Below are 20,299 nucleotides of genomic sequence, written 5' to 3' on the forward strand. Positions count from 1 at the left end.
AATGCCCCAAATAGCGATTTTTTATATTTCATTACCTTTTGAAATATTACAAAATCATAAAGTCAAATAAAAAAGTTTAAAAAATAACACCTCTCAAAACCTTTTATACCAGTAATTCAAACAATTGAAAGAAATATGTTGAAAATATTAACAATGTTACATCTCTATAACAATAAACACAGGCTAAATAAATTTTGTTATTATTGAACGTGAATTTAGATTCAAAAAACATTTACATATATTTGATTCATTTATAACGATAAAATATATAGGAATCAGAGGAGGAGTTCTTTTGAAAAAGTTAGCTTTTGCAGTTACGGCTGCTTCGGGTGCGGCAGCATTTTTAGCCAACCACGAAGCTGATGCATCTACGCAACACACGGTTAAGTCTGGCGAGTCACTTTGGACATTATCACAAAAATATGGTGTTTCTGTTGACGAAATCAAAAAGAATAACGATATCAAAAATAACATGGTGTTCCCGGGACAAGTCATTGAAATCAGTGGTGGTTCATCACAAGAACAAGGTAACAATTCAAACTCAAGCCATTCCGTTCAATCTGAATCATCTAATGGTTCAACACATACAGTAAAAGCTGGTGAGTCTTTAAATATTATCGCGAATAAATATGGCGTATCAGCTCAAGAAATTATTTCAGCAAATAACTTAAACGGTTATTTAATTCACCCTAACCAAACACTAACAATTCCTACAGAAAAAGGAACTGGTGGATCAGGTTCAGGTGGTACTGCATCTCAAACTGGTAACACAAGTACACAATCACATGCCAACGATTCAAACCTTTATACATGGGGACAATGTACTTGGCACGTATTCAACCGTAGAAAAGAAACAGGTCAACCTATCAGTACTTATTGGTGGAACGCTGATCACTGGGCAAACAATGCTGCAGCTGATGGTTACACAGTAAATCATAGAGCAACAGCTGGTTCAATTTTACAAACATATTCAGGCGCTGTTGGTCACGTTGCATACGTAGAACGCGTTAACCCTGATGGTAGTCTTTTAATTTCAGAAATGAACTATAATACACCACCAGGCGTTGTTGACTACCGTACAATCCCAGCTTCACAAGTATCAAGTTATAACTACATTCATTAATAATAGTTTATAAAATAAATCCGAGACATTAATGTATTGGTTTATATTAAAACGATGATTTCTATTGAAACAGTAGGAATCATCGTTTTTTATGTATTAGCCTTTAAATACCTTCACGTTTCTTAATTATTTAATACCTGTAAGTGACTTTGCGCTGTAACTTAACCTTTAGCTCATGGCTTATATCAATATTCCCCTATTCAAGCGTTATAAAGAAATATAATTAACCCAACAAAGAAAATTGAGTTGAAAGCCATGTGTTAAGTTGAATATTAATGAATGATAGATCTAGGACTTTTGCAATAAATCTTTCGTATGCAGGTGCATATACAACCATAATAAAAAGAGGTTAAGCCATTTCAGTGACTTAACCTCTTTTTTTTATATTAATACTTACAAGAAAATGTTGATAATTAGGTATGTGATTGCTGCGACAAGTGCAGAGATAGGTAATGTAATAACCCATGTAATAACCATACGTTTTGCTGTATTCCATTTAACACCTTTCACACGGTTAGATGAACCTACACCTAAAATAGCTGAAGAAACAACGTGTGTAGTTGATAATGGGAAATGTAATGATGATGCAACAAAGATTGTTAATGCTGAAGCTAAATCTGCTGATGCACCATTAGCTGGACGTATTTTCATGATGTTACCACCAACAGTTTTGATGATTTTCCAACCACCTACTGCTGTACCTAGACCCATTGCTGCCGCACAGGCAATTTTAACCCATAATTGAGGTTCTACACTACCTGTTTGTACATGCGCAACGATTAACGCTAATGTAATTATACCCATTGATTTCTGAGCATCGTTTGTACCATGTGAGAATGATTGTAACGCTGCTGTGAAAATTTGGAAAAATCTAAAGTTACGATTCGCTTTGGAAAGGTTAGCGTTTTTAAATATTACTTTAACAAGTGAATAAATGATAAAACCTACGCAAAATGCAATTAATGGTGATAATAATAGAACTATGATAATTTTAGTAAACCCTTGATAATGTAATACTGCAAATGAACCTTGAGATGCAATCGCTGCACCAGCAATAGATCCGATTAATGCGTGTGATGATGAACTTGGTATACCAAAATACCATGTTAATAAGTTCCAAAAAATTGCTGCTATAATTGCTGCTAAAACAACTATCAAACCATTTTCAAGCTTGAATGGATTGACGATATCTTTAGTAATCGTACCAGCGACACCTGTGAAAGTAAGTGCCCCTATGAAGTTCATAACAGCTGCTAATAATATTGCAAGTCTTGGTGTTAATGCACGTGTAGAAACAGCAGTCGCTACCGCATTAGCAGTATCATGGAACCCGTTGATAAAGTCAAATACAAGTGAAAAAATTACGATAGCTATTGTGATGATCAAAATATATTCCATAACTTAGGACTCCTTAGCTATTTTTCATAATAATTGTTTCAAAGTTATTTGCTACTGTTTGACATCTATCAGCAATTTCTTCTAAACTTTCATAAATATCTTTTATTTTGATTAAAGTCATTGGATCTGTTTCACTGTTAAATATATGTTTGATTGATTGACGTAAAATGCCGTCACAGTTTGTTTCAAATTCTTTAATATTGATTGAATGAATACGCATATGTGATAATTTCTTATCTACGAGTAATCCAACTGCTAATTTCATTTCGCCAACAGCTTTTTGAATATTTTCAACAAATTCAGCCATATATTCGTCTGTATACTCAATTGAATACATTTCGAACATAGCTGATGTTTCTTCCATTGCGTCTAATACATCATCAATGGCATTACACAATGAGAGGATATCCTCACGTTCGATTGGTGTGATAAATGTTTGGTTTAAATCAGAAATCACTTGATGCATTAATTCGTCACCATGTGATTCGTAATTCTTTATGTTATCTGAGTACGCCTTTAAATCTAAATGCGTGTTAAAATCCATCTTACCAAATTCATTTGCTGCTCGATCTAAGTTGAAGACCATTTCTTCGAGTTGCACCATGAACTTATCTTTTTTCTTATTAAACATTCAAAAAATCCTCCATTTACAGCGACTGTTTCCAATCACTTTCAATTTAATTTTAAAAATTTAAAATCTTTAGGATAAAAAATTCAAGGTGAACAATCCAACTTTTCTTGTGAGTAAATATAATTTTTTATGTAAAAGTGAGAACCGTTACTTTGTTACCTCAAAATTGAATTATCCTTAATTGAAAATAGCACAAAATTTACATTTCCACAATTATATTTACAAATTCTTAACAATAGATATTAATTGCCTTAATACTTTTATGCATGTCATGGTGTGCCTAATACAAATCCAACAATACATATGCAAGTTACATTCATTTTCTTAACCATCTAAAAACATCATTACACATTTATTATATGTGTTCAAATGATATAACAATAGTTAAATTATTATGCGCGCCATCTATCAATTTATAAATACATCTTTATTACAGTTTATTTTGTACTTTTCATAAACTTTGTAGTAATCAAATATTATGATAAAAGCACATATGTTTCAGCCCAATTCGTTATCCATATGTGCATTGCCTTCGTTGTTTAGAGCAAAAAATAACCTGAGACATTTCGTTTGTCTCAGGTTATTATTCTTACGTAAATTATACTTATCTCGTACCAGGATTGGATAATCTATTAATGATTTCATTTTGATTTGGAAAGTTGAAGGTAACAGAAGTGCCTTCATTTTCTCTAGAAGCTATTTTTACTGCAATACCTAAGTTGTCTTTGACGGTCTTCACTAAATATAACCCTATACCAGAAGAAGTTGTTTCATTTCGATATCGTGTAGATGTAAATCCTTTGTTATAAATACGTGGTAAATCTTTCGCACTTATGCCTCTACCTTCGTCTTTAATATTTAAAGTAACGTGACCGTCCTCTATAAAGGTCTTTACATAAATCGAACTATTTTCACTATATTTAATCGCATTTGATAATATTTGTCTAATCATCATACGACACCATTTCGTATCTGTATAAACTTGATAATCATCTTTGAAGTCTACTTCAAAGGCGATACCTTTGGATTGGCTAATATTGCGCGTTAATTGTATTTCTTCGATAATTAGCGATTTTAAAGGTACATTTTCAAAATACATATCATTATTTTGAGATTCTAATTTAGTTAAATACAATTGACGATCTAACATTTCATTAATTCGAGACCATTCGAAGAGCAAGGCTTTACGTCTTTCAGGATCTTCTTCCTTTTGTAACATAATATTAAGTGCCGTCACTGGCGTTTTAATATCATGGACGAAATCAGTCAATGAAGCAGAAGTTGCGCTAATTTGTTGTTGTTGTTTTGTAACTAATCTCTTTTGTTTCGTAATTTGATAGAAAAGATAGTTTACCATGAGCTTTTGGAAAGGTGTGTCAGCTAAAGACTTATGTTTCAGTTCCTCGGGTTCTAAATTTTTCTCTAAATGTTTATAAAATTTGATTTCTTTTACGAACGTAAATATAAAGAAGAAAATTGATAATATGAAATTTAATACAATAATATAGATTATACTTCCTAAACTGATATCATAATCTATATATGCCACACCAAGGAAGATTAAATGAATAAAAATAATCCATAAAATCCAGTTTAACCTTGAACCAATAAAGATCATTGCCCATTTATAACTACTCATGTGCCATGTATCCTTTACCGATTTTAGTTTCTATAGCATCTTGCATATCAATTTCTTCTAATTTTTTTCTCATTCGATTCACATTTACAGTTAACGTATTGTCACTGACAAACGCCTCATCATCCCATAAGGCAGTAATGAGCGTATCGCGCGTAACAATTTGGCCTTGTTTCTTTACGAGCATTTCTAAGATAATCATTTCTGTTTTAGATAGAACCACTTGAACATCGTCTTTATTGATACTATCTTTAGATAAATCTAACGTAGCTTCTTGCCAAGTGAGTACACGTTTATCGTCTACACTAAATTGATATACTCGGCGATATATCGCCTGTAACTTTGCAATGAGTATACTCGTATTGAAAGGTTTCTGGACATAATCATCTGCGCCCAATTCCATACTCATCACTTGGTCCATCGGATTATCTCTTGAAGATAAAAATAATATCGGTGTGTTTGAAATGGCTCTGATTTTACGTGTCCAGTAAAATCCGTCAAACTTAGGCAGTTTCACATCCATAATCACGATAGAAGGTTGAAGCGTTTCAAATGTCTCTAGCACCGTACTAAAATCTTCTATGCCATGTACCTCGAAATCCCATTGTTCTAACTCATTACTTAATTCATTGAATAATGTCATATCATCTTCCACTAACAAAATATCCATACCTATCACAACTCCATTATTTGGTATATTTGATTTCTTCGCCTGATTGTATTCGCCCATTATAGTGTTTAATTCGACAATCGATTTCAAATCCACGCATCATTAAATTTTGGAATGGGGATTGCACAAGGTAAAATATTGGCCACGTTAGCTTCGGAATATAATCAAATAAGTGAACCATCACCTTCTGGGAATCTTTCAACTTTCTAAATTCCAATTTCCCTTGCTTTTTAAGGTTAGGTTTTACTAAACTGCCACCGACGAGATGTAGCGTAATGATATCGTCTTCGGTATAGCTTTTATTTAAAATCAATAAAGGTTTATTCTTGTCTTTTAAATATACGATATAATTATTATCTTCGTAATCTGTATGTAAGAGTGTTCCATTTGTGGAATTTAACCAATCGAAGTAATAATTAACTAAATGCTTGAGTGTCCAATTCATAGGTAATTGCATGCTTTGGGCACTACGTACATCGTCATATTTAGAACCTTGAATCTCAACTGATACATGTGGACGAGGCACCGCAGTTTTAGTTGTCTCTACAGTAGCTCCATAAACAGACAAACGCTCAATTGTTTCTAAATCGAAACGCCCTCCACTGATGTAGATAATCTTACTAACACCTTGTTTTACAGCAGCACGACCAAAGTTATCTGCTGCAATTAAGTTTAAATCACGTGCACTCGCATGCGTTAATTTGGCTGAATGTTTCGTTGGATCCAAATAAAATATTGCAATGTCAATATTCTGCATAGCTTCAACAACATGATTGTAGTTGAATATATCTTTCTTCAACCATGTTATATCCTGAATCTCTTCCTCTTTCGGATATTTAGACATCGTATAAAGGTTAGTACCTTCTTTAATCGATTGAATTAACGTCTTACCAATTGAACCTGTCACACCTGATAATAAAATATTTGGTTTCATCGTCAAACTCCCTTATTAAAAACTGAACCACTCCAAAATTATAAAAAAACAAATATGCGAATTATCATAAATTGTGGTACGATTAATTATAAGTACAATAGATTAAGGAGTGGCATAAATGGTTCATCAAATTCGTGAAATTAGTATTAAAGATATAGATGACTTTGTAAATTTATTAACAACTATATATGATGAATCCGATTATTTAATGTATAGCCCTGGTGAATACTCACCTTCTACGACAGACGCTATTAATAATTTAGAGCATTTCATTACTTCACCTACAAATGCAATCTTTGTAGCTGAAAGTAACCAGGAACTGGTAGGTTTTGCTACAGTCACTACTAAAAAATTAGAACGTGTGAAACATGAAGCGCACTTCTCTATGGGTGTTATTAAACGTCATCAATCTCAAGGATTAGGACAATCGTTAATCAACTCTGTTGAAGCTTGGTGTGTTAATCATGAAATTCACCGTATAGAAGTCATCATTGTCCCTGAAAATGCATCTGCATTGGATTTATTTAAATCATCGAATTATCAAATTGAAGGCGAACTTCGAGATAAGTTATATATTAATGGTCAATATTATAACCAATACGTCCTCTCCAAGTTATTATTATAATCTACTTTAATTTTCTATTATATTTCTAACTATTTCCATTCTAATACGAAACAATGAAAAGAGCCAAATAACTACATCGTTATTTGACTCCTTTTTTATTAATATGGATTTAATTCAACATTATTTGGATTATTGCTTGATGTTTTCAACTCAGTTTCTACCCCAGATGCGTTCGTATTTCTACTTAAAAATTTCAGTACATCTTTCATGTTCTGTTGTGATTCAGGTAATTCCATATGAAATTGATATTGATGTTTCAAATGATGTGATCCATCATAGAATAATTTATCCACCGGCACATCTTTAGATTTTAACTTTTTATAAAATGCTGTATTTTGACTATAAAATGGGTCAGCATCCCCTACAGATAAAAATGTTGGCGGATAATCTTTAGTCACTTGATTAATCGTTGACATTTCACTGATATATTTAAATTGTCGCTCCCAATCTCGTACGCCTGTATAACTTTCCATAAAGCGTTGGATGCGTGGAAATTCCGTGGCCTTAACTGTCTTCATATCATAGAAACCACCGAAAAGAATGACTGATTTAATTTGATCTGGTTTAAATTGTTGTTTAAAATTCATTTTATTTCTAAGTGACTTATTTGTCTGGATTGCTGTATATTGACTTGATAATTGTGCACCGGCAGAGTCCCCTCCAAACACGACTTGGTCAAAATCAATCGGTAATTCATGTTTATTTGATTTTATAAACCTAACCGCACGATCAATTTGATTAAGTTGCGTCGGATATTTGTAATCTGGGGCTAAAGCGTAGTTTATATTTACTACGATGTAACCTTGTTCAGCAATTTTAGAAAGCAACGGGTTTTTATATTGTTTATCACCTGCAATATAACCTCCCCCGTGCATCCAAAATATGACAGGTAATTTATTATTTTCATCTAGTTCAGTTGGCGTTAATATATCTAATTTACTATTCGGAACGCCTTGACTATATGTGATATTCGTAAACGCTTTAACATTTCTGTTATTTATTTGTACTTTCTCTTTTACCCCTTTAGCATGCTCTCGATCGAAGTGTTGCTTTAAAAATAGGCCGATAACAGCTGCAACAATGAGGAAAATAACTAAAGTGATGACCGTCCATTTATGTTTGTGCTTCATGTGCGCTCGTTCCTTTCTGAAGCATTGTAACATAATTACGAATTACACAATAGTAATAATCTTGAGCTTTTATTTCTTAACTTTAAAAATAAAGAAACTGCACATCTCTATAGTAAAAGCCAACCTAAAAGATTAAATCAATCTTTTTAGGTTGGCTTTGTTTATTAGCGCTTTAATTTAATTTCTAGTTAAATTAAGCAATGTGTTTTTTATTATCATTTTTTCTTAAGTAATACTTAATTAATACTGCTACAACTACGATTAATCCGATAACACCCATTACTGGATATAAGAAGTTGATTAAACCTTTGAATCCTACGAAGCTCAATATAAACCCAACTGCTACCATAATCACAATAAATATATGGTATTTTTTACTGTAAGGTTCTGTAAATCGAGCTGCGAATGAGTACATTAAACCTAAAATCGTATTGTACATAACAGCTAACATAATAATTGATAACGCAATTCCAATCCATGGTTGAATGTGATTAGCAAGTGTCAACATTGGAATTGACGCGTCTTTAACCTTTGGATATTCAGTTTGTAAAGCGAAGTTTATAAGTGCTAATAATACAGTGTATATAATACCACCAAATGCAGCACCTGCACCTGCTACTCTACGTTTTGATGCGTCACCACCAATAGCGACAATCGTACTGAATCCTACTGCAAAGGCTAATCCTCCGTAGTTAATACCTTTCAATATACCTAAAAAGATATTAGGTTGTGGTACTGTTTGGTTTATTTTATTTAATGGAATCGTTCCGTTAAATAAATAGTAAACTGCTATGATGACCACAAAGATAATTAAGAAAGGTGTTACAAGTCCTAGAGCTCTAACAATCTTATCAAAGTCCATTAACAATGTTAGGTAAATTGCAACTGCCATTATTAATGCACCTAACCATGTTGGTAAACCAAAACTTTCTTTAAATGTCGATCCTGCACCGGCAATCATTGTTACGGATATACCGAATAAGAAGAATATCAATAGATAATCGACAATTTTACTAAATAAATCATTAAATAAGTAATTTAAAGTTGATTCGTGGTTTTGGGCATCAAATGCTGTCCCTATCTTAGCAACTTGACGTCCAATAAAACCTAAAATTAAACCAGCTAATAATACACCAATATACGACCATAAGCCAAATGGCGTAAAGAACTGTTTAACTTCTTGTCCTGTTGAAAAGCCAGCACCTACGACGATACCGACATAAGCGAAACCAATTTTTATAGCTTCTTTATTCAACCCCATGTAATAAATAACCTCCTCATAGTTAACACATTGAACAATTATAACGTACTCAAAATAATTTGCAACATAGTTATAATTAAATTTACATTTATAATTTCAAATGACACTCGTTAGAAAACTTTAATAAATATGATATAAAATTCTACACATTTCAAAATTTATAACTATATTTGAGTGATTTAATTGATCAATGCACTTGTTCTATACCACTTCCCACGGTTTTTTAAAGATAAAATAATATAAGTATTGTTACAATATATTAAAAATGTAATAAACCATCCGTATATTATGTAAAATGTAACTATAGTGGTTATGATTCATTTCATATTTTAAATTCAATAAAATTAAAACAAGACGATTCGCTTCTCGAACCGTCTTGTTTTAATATTATTTATTTTTCTAAACAGATTTCAATTATTAGTGAGCATTTTTAATACGATTTAATTCGTTGATATCAACAACGACATTGTCCATACGTTTTGCAGTTTCTTTTAAGACTGTACGTGCTACATTATTTGATGGGTCTAATTTGAGTATTCTTCTAGATATATCAAACGCCTTCTTGTCGCTAATTACAGGCTCAGGTACTGCGTGTAATAGTAACATTTGCAGTAAACTCTTCACTTCTTTACCGTCAGTTAGTTTTATGGATGATTCAGCATGATAGTAAGCAGAAGTTAATGCACCTTCAATTTCACTTAATGGATATACTAATAATAAGAAGGCTAAGTCATGCATTTCTGCTGTTTCCTCTTCTTTCATCATGTCTAATATACACGTATAAAACATAATGCTTTCCACTTCGTGAGCACTTGAAATATAAGCTTCCTCAAACTCCATAAAATCTGTCTCGGACATTAATCGTTTGACTGACTCAAATTCACCATTTAAGACATGTTTTTTGATTAACTCATGCATGCCAATGTCCTCCTAAGTACCCAGATTTTAATTACATATGATAATTAGTCTTTATTTTATCACATTTCTATATAATCTTCATTCAAATAATGTACTTTCTCAGATATATTTTAAGAAAAAACCAGTCCGTCGCACAACCACAAGCTTTACCCAAATTTTTCATTTAGTTCTTGTTCAACATCATCAATATCTTTTCCAACTGAAAGGTTTACTGCCGCTGTAAAACTGCCTTCAACTATCGGTGCTTTCATCTTTTTAACTTGATGATTCCCTTCATACATTTCTATTGCCATGTCTAAATTCATTTCGGCCGATCCTATATCATAGAAACATAACGCATCATCATCTAGTTCGTTGACAAGTTGCTGTATGTCATCATATGAAGTACCGATACCTTCTTCAGTACCTCCTTGTACAATCACTTCAACATCATTAGCCATTTGATTCAATAAATCTTTAACGCCATTAGCTATGTCCTTACTATGACTGATGATTACTATTTTAGTCATTTTATTCATCTCCTATTAAAGCATTTAATATATAAACGCTACTTTGTGCGCCCGGATCAATGTGACCTTTTGATTCTTCTTTAAAGTACGAAGCTCGACCTTTCGTTGCTTCGATATCTTTGGTTTGGTCAGCAAATGATTGTAAGATTGATTCATTTACCGTCTCACCATTTTTCAAAGCATTATTTGTCCGTTCAATTACATCGAACATTGTCTTTTCGTTAAGTTCAACTTTCCCTCTTTGCGCTACCGCTTCGGAAAATGCATTTACTATTTCACCGAGATTATCGTGGTCAATCTCTTCGGCTACGACTTGAGACATCTTTACAAAGCTAAAACCGTACAACGGCCCTGAAGCTCCACCAATATTTGACATTAAAGTCATGCCAGTCGATTTAAATAAAGCTTGCATTGAACTATCATCAATTTTATCAGGTAAAGCTTTAAAACCACGTACCATGTTTACACCATGATCGCCATCACCAATCGCTCGATCTAAATCTATTAATAATGTTTCTTTCTCTTCAAATATTTTTACTAGACCTAATAATTGTTCTTTAACTTGTGCTACGTTCATTTATCATCACTCCTAGAATAAATACTAATTAAAATAAGGACTTGCAGTTGGAGCAGTCAGTGCTTTACTTAGCGTCTCTTCATAAGGCATTAAGGTAACTGACAAGCCTTGCATATCTAATGAAGTCATAAAGTCACCGACGAACCAATGCCCTACTTCAACATTTTGTTGTTCAAATACTTGTGCAATGTATTTAACGGCTATACTGAGCTCAGACTGCGGGGTGCCGCCCATACCATTCACCATGACGATTAATTTATTAGCGCTCACTTCTTTTTGCAATGCATCAATGAGTTGATCTACAATTTGATCTACAGTTTGAATTTTTGTTCTAGAGATACCTCTTTCTCCATGAATACCTATACCAATTTCCATTTCATCGTCATCAATATCAAAACCATATTGACCTGTAGTTGGCACCATAGGAGCTGTTAAAGCCATACCAATCGATTTGATTTGAGGTAAATAGTGTTCGACACGTGACTGAATTTCATCTAATGTATAACCTTCATCAGCTAAATAGCCAGCAATTTTATGAACAAACACAGTACCAGCTACACCTCTGCGTTTCTCTGTATCAGTAACTGCTATATCATCTTTAACAATGACTGTAGCGACTTTGATATCTTCCATTTCAGCCATTTCTTGTGCCATCTCGAAGTTCATAACATCACCAGCATAATTTTTAACAACGAGAAGGACACCATCACCATTGTCTACTGCTTTGATTGCATTTAATATTTTATCTGGTGTTGGAGAGGTAAAGACTTCCCCACATACAGCAGCATCTAACATGCCTTCAGCTACATACCCTGCATGTGCAGGTTCATGTCCACTACCGCCTCCCGATACAATTGCGACACCTTTATCTTTTTTATTCTTTTTCACGACAATCGTTTCGTCTTTAATTTCTAATTGTGGATTTGCTATTGAAAGACCTTTTAGCATATCGGCTAAAAAGTGTGTTTTCTCATTTATTAGTTTTTTCATTGTAGACGCCTCCTAAATAACCTTCCAACTATAGTATACCCGCACAACAAATGTAAACGCTATCATAAAGCTATAAAAATAATCAGGAGATCAGATGATTATTGGTTAGTTGGACAATGTTATGCATGTTCTCAATAATATCTTAATCTCCTGAAAGTCTTTAAAAATTTTTTATTAAACCGATTTTGTTTTGTACATTAAATATAAGAAATAAGGTGCACCGATAATTGCTACAATAATACCTGCTGGAATACCTGATGGCTGTAATATAACCTTACCTACTGTATCGGATAATACTAATAAAAATGCACCTAACAGAACAGATAGTGGTAAGAATAATTGATGACGTGGACCGACAATTGACTTCGCAATATGTGGTCCCATCAGTCCGATAAAGCCTATTGCTCCTGCAACTGAAACGGCTGTAGAAGATAAAATGACTGCAACAATTAATAACACTATACGTTCTCGTTCTATTTTAACGCCTACACCTTTAGCAATATGTGGGTGTGTATTTAATAAATTAAGCACATTCGATTTAAGTAATAAAAATGGAATGAGAACAATTACCCATGGTAAAAATGCAATCACAAATGACCACTCGTCACCCCATATATTACCTGCATACCAAGAAGCGATAAACTCAGATTGATCTTTATCGAACTTAGACATTAATGTAAGTGACCCACCACTTAACGCTGCAGCCATTCCGACACCAACGAGCACCATACTCGCTGGTGTAATACCGCTTCTTTGATTATAACTAAACGCAAAGATGACTAAAGCCGTTACAATTCCACCTATTGTACTGATAATTGGTAACACATAAATAAAACTATCTGCATTCACTTGGCCAATCATGATAAAGAGTGCGATAAAAAATCCACTACCGGCATTAATACCTAGAATACCAGGTTCAGCTAATGGATTACGTGTAACACTTTGAAGGATGGCGCCACTCATCGCTAATGCTGCTCCAGCTAATATTGTAATAAGCATACGTGGCATTCTAAATTGAAGTAATATGAGGGAATCTGTATATTCACCAAATCCAAATAGTGTTTTAAAGAATGTACCGACAGACATTTTATAATCTCCTGCAGTCATACTCCATGCACATGCTAATAATATTAAAATAACTACAATGGCCATACTTATCCATTGTTTATATTTTAACTTTGGATCTATCATGAGAATCGCCCTCTCTTTTTAACTAAATATAAGAAATAAGGCAATCCTATAAATGAAATCATTGCACCTACAGGGGCTTCGCCTAACAGACGTGCTAACGTATCAGCAACAAGCATGAGTAAACCTCCAACCACAGCTGTTAAAGGAATAACACGTGAATAGTCTGTACCAATTAAATAACGTACTATGTGAGGCACCATTAAACCAATAAAAGCTATTTGCCCGACCATGGCTACAGCGATACCTGCTAAGATCATTGAAATGATTAATGTTACAGCACGTGTTACGGCAACATTTTGCCCTAACCCTTTCGCTAATGTTTCACCTAAATTAAGTATCGTGAGTTGCTTACTCATCGCAACGATGATAACAAGCGAAACGAGAATGATTGGTGTCGCCCAGATCAATTGATTCCATGTCGTACCAGATACCCCGCCCGAACTCCAAAAGTTCAAGTTTTGATTTAATCTAAATAGTAATGCTATACCTTGGCTCAATGCCGTTAATAACGCACTGACAGCTGCACCAGCTAAAATGATTCTCATCGGATTAAAGCCATCACTTCTTGATCTTCCGATGATTAAAACGATGAGCCCACCAATTAATGCGCCTAAAAATCCTGCCAACATCATTACTAAGAACGGTGCGCTTGGATAAAACGCATACGTTAGTGCCAACATAAAAGAAGCCCCCGAGTTCAATCCTATTAAACTCGGGTCAGCTAAACCATTCTTTGTCACGCCTTGAATGACAGCACCAGAAGTAGCTAATGCAACACCAACGAGTATAGCGCCAATATCTCTTGGTACCCTTATTTCACTAATTATATTATGTTGTTGGTTACTTGATTTGTAATTAAAAATGGCATCAAAGATTGTTGAAATATGAACTTTAGCATCACCTAATAAAATAGAGACAATTAATGCTAAAAATAACAGTATGATACTAGTAGAAAATATAATAATGAAACGATGTTTTCCGTGGTCCTTTTCCATAGCTTAATACCTATACTTCCGAATAACTTTTCTTACATAAATCATATGTGACTAGCATCGGTTTACCAGTTCTTGGATCTGTACTAATTTCAACATCGATGTTAAATACTTTTTCAAGGATTTCTTTCGTTAATACCTCTTCTGTATCGCCGCTCGCAATAATGTCGCCATCTTTCATCGTTACGAGATAGTCTGAGAAGCGTACTGCTTGGTTAATATCATGTAATACCATAATGATTGTACAACCTTGTTGTTCATTCAATTGTGTAATTAATTCTAAGATTTCTAATTGATGAGAAATATCTAAATATGTTGTAGGTTCATCTAAAAAGATAATGTCAGTACGTTGGGCAAGTGCCATCGCAATCCACACGCGTTGACGTTGTCCACCACTCAGATCATTAATTGAACGGTGTTTAAATTCAAAAGTTCCTGTCACTGACATGGCCCAATCTATTTCTTTTTTATCTTCTGCAGATAAACGTCCAAATCCTTTTTGATGTGGAAATCGACCATATGACACGAGTTCTCCAACAGTTAGCCCATCTGCAACTTCTGGAGATTGTGGTAAAATCGCGATTTTCTTTGCAATGTCTTTCGTAGACTGTGCATGCAACGATTCCCCGTCAAGATTAATTTCACCATTTTTTATTGGAAGTAATCTCGACATAGCTTTCAGTAAAGTTGATTTCCCACAACCATTCGGTCCAATAATTGAGGTGATCTTCCCATCTGGTATTTGAACATCTAAATTGTTTACGATGTCATTATCACCATAGCCAATTGTTATATTTTCTCCGTTTAATCGACTCATAAATACCCTTCTTCCTTTAGTTCAAAATTCATTTCCCTTAACAACGAATCATCTATGTTTTGTTTATATATTTAAATTAAGTAATTTATCGTCTTTCGTAAATGATAATCATTATCATGGATGTTATTATAACATTTTTGAAATAAATTGACTATCGATTGTTCATAATTAGTTGTTTATCCACCATATAAATAACCCCACACAATGATTTATAATTTAAATCATTGTGTGGGGTTTACTTTTCAATAATACTAATATGGTTCGATTAATGTTCTTCCATTAAGAATCCATTTCCATATACATCACGTACATCGTGAATAACAAGGAAAGCATTTTCGTCTATGCCTTTTATTAATCTTTTCGCTCTTGTAACTTGCGTCTTCGTTATCACGACATAAAGAATATCTTTTTCTTCTTGTGAGAAGTACCCTCTACCTTGGAGTATCGTTAACCCTCTTCCTACTTGTTGATCAATCACATCTGCAATTTCATCAGGTTTACTAGAAATGATTGTAATAGCTTTCTTCGTATTCAAACCTTCTATGACAAAGTCCATTACTTTTGTACCAATGTATAATGAAATAATCGTAACTAATGCACTCGCAATTGGAATAACTGTCATAGAGATGGCAACGACGATTAAATCAAAGAATAGCAATGCATACGGTGTACTTACGTCTAAATATTTTGCAGCGATTTTCGCTAAAATTGTAGTACCCGCAGTAGTTCCTCCGGCAAGCACGATAATTCCAATGCCTAAACCAACACATGAACCACCAAATACAGCATTCACTAAAATATTTCCTGTTTCAATGTGCCAACTACCTGTTAGCTCTAGAAAAAGTGATATCAAAATAGTAGCAACGATTGTAAGATACATACTACGTTTACTCAAATATCTATATCCTACAGCTATAAGTATTGCATTTAGCACAAAGTTCGTAATACCAGGAGATAAGTGAAAGGCATAATATAGTACAATCGCTAAACCGGTCACTCCTCCTTCACCTAAATCAGCGGAAATAATGAATGTATTGACCCCCGCAGCAAAAATAAATGACCCAATAACAATAAAGATTAAATCACGAATTGTTTTATTCACCTTCACTCCCCCCTTTATTAAGTTCAATCATAACAAATGTTAGCAAATATTTCCTATTTCTACAACTTCGCTTACAACAATTTAAAATATTCTGAATTTTCCATTTACTTAAAAGAGTAAATTTGCTATAATAATATGCATCTTCTTAATGAAGAATAAGAAGATATCTCCTTTGTGTTGTTTATAGTCACAAACAAATTTTTTTGCTCGGTATATTGATAGTACCTAGTCCTTGCTATCAATTATACTTTTAATTCATTTCCCGTAAAAACCAAGTGGATGAAGATAGCTCTGTCACTTCATTTACTTGGTATTTTTTTGGATAAAGGGAGTGGAACAGAAATCGAATTTTCTAATAAAGATTTCGTAGTCCCATAAATTGACAAAGAGTCTAAGACAACTATTTTGTCTCAGACTCCTACAATTATTATTCATTAAATTATGTCTATAGTTAAAACGTTAATTTCCTCATACTTACCACGCAAATAAACCTACAAAACCTGCTGTCATCAGTGAAACGAGAATACCAGCAAGTAACATCATCGGTACGTATTTCGCTACAAAGTCAGATGTCTTTTGATCAACAATACCTTTTAATGTGCCGACAATCATACCAATAGTTGAGAAGTTAGCAAATGAAACTAAGAATGTCGTTATAATTGCTCGTCTGTGTGCTGAATATGAATCAATGTGTTTCGATATTTCACCCATGACTACAAATTCGTTCGTTACAATCTTCTTCGACATTTGTTGTGCTACATGCCAAGCTTCATCAAACGGTAAACCTAATAATAATGCAAATGGATACATAAAAGCACCTAATATTTGATCTAGACCAAAGCTACCTTTAATGTGCATTAAATGTGCGATACCACCAGTAATTAAATGGATCAAACGATCGATTAAATCAGATAATGCAACAAAACTAATGACGAAAACGATGATGATTAATATTAATTTACCTGCATTCAATACTGAATCTCCTAAAAATGAGAAGAACGGTTGACGCTCTATTTCGTTGTTGCGAATACTGTAAATAACATCTTCTTTGTCCTCTAATGAAATTGGATTTAAAATTGAAGCAATGATAATTGCGTTAATAATATTTAATGGAATTGCAGTCAACACTAAATCGCCTGGTACCATCGTTACATAAGCACCAACAATTGCCCCAGATACTGAACTCATTGACATCATTGCTATTGTTAAGACACGCGCTTCATTAATACGCTTTAATTGCTCGTTAGATACTGCTAGAGCTTCGGTGTTACCTAGGAACATCATTTCAATACCGAAGAACGATTCAAACTTAGGCTGACGCGTAACCTTAGCAAGCACCCAACCAATACCACCAATGATTTTAGGTAAAATATTGAAATACATCAAAATATCAAACAATGGGACAACTAATAAAATTGGAAATAAAGCACTTACTGCCATATCCATTTGACCACCAGGCTTAACCCAACTAGAAAATGCAAAACCTGTACCAGCATGTGCTGATTCAATCCCCCACGCAATTGCATTGGCTAAACCGTGTACAGCTGCCTTCCCCCATGGAAAGTAAATTAAAAACCACGCTAACACTAAATTCACTAATACAAGTATACCGACTGAACCCCATTGGATGTTCTTTTTATTTCTTGAACATAAAACTGCTATACCTAGAAACACAAATAACCCAATGATATTAATCAACAAAAACATTCTACACCCACCAATTCATATAAATTCAAGTATGTAATGTGTTCTATCAGAATTCCCAAAAGTACACGATAGTTACATGAATAATCGAGATCATTCACAAACAATTCGTTTAACGCACTACAACTTCTATAATTTACAATAATTATAGCATGACTGTACTTTTGAGAAAATAACATTTTTAAAGTTCGTTTATACATATATTTAATAAAAAAACTCAATGAAAATGTACGGAATTATACATTTCCATTGAGTTAAGATCAATTGATTAAATTAATCTGTTAAGTTTTGTGTTGAAACAAATTGTTGATACTTTTCGTGCGTTTCCATTAAATATTGATGCGTACCTTTACCAGTAACTTTACCGCCATCAATAAATATAATTTGTTGTGCTTTTTTAATCGTTGATAATCTATGTGCGATAACAACAGTCGTACGATCTTCCATTAACACTTCTAACGCATCTTGTATTTTACGCTCACTCTCACTATCTAAATTAGCTGTCGCTTCATCTAGCAGTAAGATATCTGGGTTTTTCACGAAACTGCGTGCGATATCGATACGTTGACGTTGTCCACCTGAAAGTTTCAAGCCACGTTCACCAACAACTGTATCGTACCCTTCATCAAACTCTTGGATAAAGTCATGACAATTCGCAAGTTTTGTATAAAGTATCAATTCTTTATCTGTTACTTCTCTATTAATTCCATAAAGAATATTGTCTCGAATTGTACCGTTCATCAATGAATTTGATTGCATAACATAGCCAATCTTTCTTCTCCAATCAGCTAATGTTAAATCGTATATGGATTTACCACCATATGTAATTTGTCCACGTTCAATTTCGTACATACGTTCAATAATGTTGAATATCGTACTCTTACCTGAACCAGATGGTCCAACAAATGCGGTCACTTTATTCGTTGGAATTTTAAAAGACACATCTGACAGTACAGGCGAATCATCATATTTGAAATCTACTTTATTAAACACTAAACTGCCATCTCGAATATTACGTTGTTTCTGCACATCCAATGGCTCAGTAGGTTCAAGCATGATTTCGAAGATTCGACTACTTGCACCGACAGAACGTCTATAATCCGTAACGAGTGTTGATAAATTAATTAACGGTGCAGACAACTGAATGACATAAAATATCATCGCTATTAATGTACCGGCAGAAATCGCACCAGTTGAAATTTCAATTGCTCCGAATCCTAAAATGATTGCGACCGTTAATAGCATGATTAAACCTGAAATCGGTTGAATAATCGCAGTGATTTTAGCTTGCTTTAAACCGAGATGATAAATTTCTTTCAAGTTTCTATGCGCATTATCTAATTCCAATTGCTCCGTATTTGAAACTTTTACAAGTCGCATTTCTGTTAACACACGACCTAATAAACCACTGAAATTCGCAATTTCTGTTTGCGTATTCATTGATACTTTCTGCATTTTCTTACCGAGTGGCATCATTATCGCTACGAAGATTGGAACTGCCACAAATGTTAGCAACGTCATCTTCCAATCCATTATAAATAGCATGATGAGAGAGCCAATAATTGTTAAGACTGATGGTAATAAGTTTGGTAATTTTTGTGAAATAAAGACATTAATTACTTTCGTATCATCAGTCAAACGACTCATTAACTGACCACTTTCATTTTTATCGAAGAAAGGCATCCTTAAATGGATGATATGTCTCCATAATACAGAACGTATATCATAAATAATCTTCTCACCGATTTTACTTAATAAGTATAATCCTAGACCGCTAAGTACAGCATTAAGCATGAATACTCCGATAAATCCTACAATAAACATCCAATTAATGTTTTCTAATGAGAATTTATCTACCAATTTACCTGTGAAAAATGGTACAACGAGTCCTGTTAAACTGCCTAATGAAGAGATTAAAACTGCGATAATAATCAATCCAACAGGCCATTTCAATCTCTTTAATAAGTAAAATAATGGATTTCCATGTTTCACTGTTCGTTTCATTGTGTCTTTCATTATGAGTTACCTCTTCCAGAAAATATTTTTACTGACTCAATTTTTGCAACTATGATGCACAACTCAAAGTTATAT

At 33.6% G+C, this 20,299-nt stretch carries 19 protein-coding genes; 2 read left to right on the forward strand and 17 right to left on the reverse strand.

The window, feature by feature from the left end; genetic code table 11:
• Positions 1 to 292 precede the first annotated feature (292 nt).
• Positions 293 to 1,123 carry a LysM peptidoglycan-binding domain-containing protein gene (locus NGI30_RS08445; protein ID WP_251518858.1) on the forward strand — a complete coding sequence of 277 codons (831 nt, stop codon included), beginning with the start codon at positions 293 to 295 and terminating at the stop codon, positions 1,121 to 1,123.
• Positions 1,124 to 1,516: 393 nt separating this feature from the next.
• On the opposite strand, the gene NGI30_RS08450 is transcribed toward NGI30_RS08445, so the two are convergent.
• The 5 genes from NGI30_RS08450 to NGI30_RS08470 all read right to left on the reverse strand — a co-directional run bounded on the left by NGI30_RS08450 (position 1,517) and on the right by NGI30_RS08470 (position 6,392).
• Entirely contained in the window at positions 1,517 to 2,521 is a 1,005-nt protein-coding gene (locus NGI30_RS08450) for an inorganic phosphate transporter (protein ID WP_251943346.1), read from the reverse strand.
• 13 nt (positions 2,522 to 2,534) lie between these two features.
• Complete coding sequence (locus NGI30_RS08455) at positions 2,535 to 3,152, reverse strand: DUF47 domain-containing protein (RefSeq protein WP_251518856.1); 618 nt, start codon at positions 3,150 to 3,152, stop codon at positions 2,535 to 2,537.
• A gap of 604 nt (positions 3,153 to 3,756) precedes the next feature.
• Entirely contained in the window at positions 3,757 to 4,791 is a 1,035-nt protein-coding gene (locus NGI30_RS08460; RefSeq protein WP_251518855.1) for a sensor histidine kinase, read from the reverse strand.
• A complete protein-coding gene (locus tag NGI30_RS08465) occupies positions 4,784 to 5,458 on the reverse strand; it encodes a response regulator transcription factor (RefSeq protein ID WP_251518854.1) in 675 nt (224 codons plus the stop codon). Before NGI30_RS08465 ends, NGI30_RS08460 begins: the two co-directional genes overlap by 8 nt.
• A 16-nt stretch (positions 5,459 to 5,474) precedes the next feature.
• Complete coding sequence (locus tag NGI30_RS08470; protein WP_251943348.1) at positions 5,475 to 6,392, reverse strand: Rossmann-fold NAD(P)-binding domain-containing protein; 918 nt, start codon at positions 6,390 to 6,392, stop codon at positions 5,475 to 5,477.
• 118 nt (positions 6,393 to 6,510) lie between these two features.
• On the opposite strand from NGI30_RS08470, the gene NGI30_RS08475 reads away from it, so the two are divergent.
• Entirely contained in the window at positions 6,511 to 7,017 is a 507-nt protein-coding gene (locus tag NGI30_RS08475) for a GNAT family N-acetyltransferase (RefSeq protein ID WP_251518852.1), read from the forward strand.
• A gap of 98 nt (positions 7,018 to 7,115) precedes the next feature.
• On the opposite strand, the gene NGI30_RS08480 is transcribed toward NGI30_RS08475, so the two are convergent.
• From NGI30_RS08480 to NGI30_RS08535, 12 genes are all read right to left on the reverse strand, one after another.
• Positions 7,116 to 8,147 carry an alpha/beta hydrolase gene (locus NGI30_RS08480; RefSeq protein ID WP_251518851.1) on the reverse strand — a complete coding sequence of 344 codons (1,032 nt, stop codon included), beginning with the start codon at positions 8,145 to 8,147 and terminating at the stop codon, positions 7,116 to 7,118.
• A 193-nt stretch (positions 8,148 to 8,340) separates the two neighbouring features.
• Complete coding sequence (locus tag NGI30_RS08485) at positions 8,341 to 9,408, reverse strand: YkvI family membrane protein (protein ID WP_251943350.1); 1,068 nt, start codon at positions 9,406 to 9,408, stop codon at positions 8,341 to 8,343.
• A 417-nt stretch (positions 9,409 to 9,825) separates the two neighbouring features.
• On the reverse strand, positions 9,826 to 10,326 hold the full coding sequence (locus NGI30_RS08490) for a hypothetical protein (RefSeq protein ID WP_251518847.1): 501 nt from the start codon (positions 10,324 to 10,326) through the stop codon (positions 9,826 to 9,828).
• Positions 10,327 to 10,472: 146 nt separating this feature from the next.
• Entirely contained in the window at positions 10,473 to 10,835 is a 363-nt protein-coding gene (dhaM, locus tag NGI30_RS08495; RefSeq protein ID WP_251518845.1) for a dihydroxyacetone kinase phosphoryl donor subunit DhaM, read from the reverse strand.
• Between the two features lies 1 nt (position 10,836).
• Positions 10,837 to 11,412, reverse strand: coding sequence for a dihydroxyacetone kinase subunit DhaL (gene dhaL, locus NGI30_RS08500; protein WP_251518843.1), 576 nt, complete (start codon positions 11,410 to 11,412; stop codon positions 10,837 to 10,839).
• 24 nt (positions 11,413 to 11,436) lie between these two features.
• Positions 11,437 to 12,402: a dihydroxyacetone kinase subunit DhaK gene (gene dhaK, locus NGI30_RS08505; RefSeq protein WP_251518841.1), complete on the reverse strand. Its 966-nt coding sequence runs from the start codon at positions 12,400 to 12,402 to the stop codon at positions 11,437 to 11,439.
• 174 nt (positions 12,403 to 12,576) lie between these two features.
• Positions 12,577 to 13,593 carry a FecCD family ABC transporter permease gene (locus NGI30_RS08510; protein ID WP_251518839.1) on the reverse strand — a complete coding sequence of 339 codons (1,017 nt, stop codon included), beginning with the start codon at positions 13,591 to 13,593 and terminating at the stop codon, positions 12,577 to 12,579.
• Positions 13,590 to 14,588, reverse strand: a complete 999-nt coding sequence (locus NGI30_RS08515; protein ID WP_251518837.1) for a FecCD family ABC transporter permease — start codon at positions 14,586 to 14,588, stop codon at positions 13,590 to 13,592. Before NGI30_RS08515 ends, NGI30_RS08510 begins: the two co-directional genes overlap by 4 nt.
• A 10-nt stretch (positions 14,589 to 14,598) precedes the next feature.
• Entirely contained in the window at positions 14,599 to 15,402 is an 804-nt protein-coding gene (locus tag NGI30_RS08520; protein ID WP_251943352.1) for an ABC transporter ATP-binding protein, read from the reverse strand.
• A 265-nt stretch (positions 15,403 to 15,667) separates the two neighbouring features.
• Positions 15,668 to 16,504, reverse strand: coding sequence for a YitT family protein (locus NGI30_RS08525; RefSeq protein ID WP_251943354.1), 837 nt, complete (start codon positions 16,502 to 16,504; stop codon positions 15,668 to 15,670).
• 474 nt (positions 16,505 to 16,978) lie between these two features.
• Positions 16,979 to 18,211, reverse strand: a complete 1,233-nt coding sequence (locus NGI30_RS08530) for a NupC/NupG family nucleoside CNT transporter (RefSeq protein WP_251943356.1) — start codon at positions 18,209 to 18,211, stop codon at positions 16,979 to 16,981.
• Between the two features lie 270 nt (positions 18,212 to 18,481).
• Positions 18,482 to 20,200: an ABC transporter ATP-binding protein gene (locus NGI30_RS08535; RefSeq protein WP_251943959.1), complete on the reverse strand. Its 1,719-nt coding sequence runs from the start codon at positions 20,198 to 20,200 to the stop codon at positions 18,482 to 18,484.
• Between the last annotated feature and the right edge of the window lie 99 nt (positions 20,201 to 20,299).

Origin of the sequence: Staphylococcus sp. Marseille-Q5304 (assembly GCF_943737015.1) — a bacterium.
GTDB classification, from domain to species: domain Bacteria; phylum Bacillota; class Bacilli; order Staphylococcales; family Staphylococcaceae; genus Staphylococcus; species Staphylococcus hsinchuensis.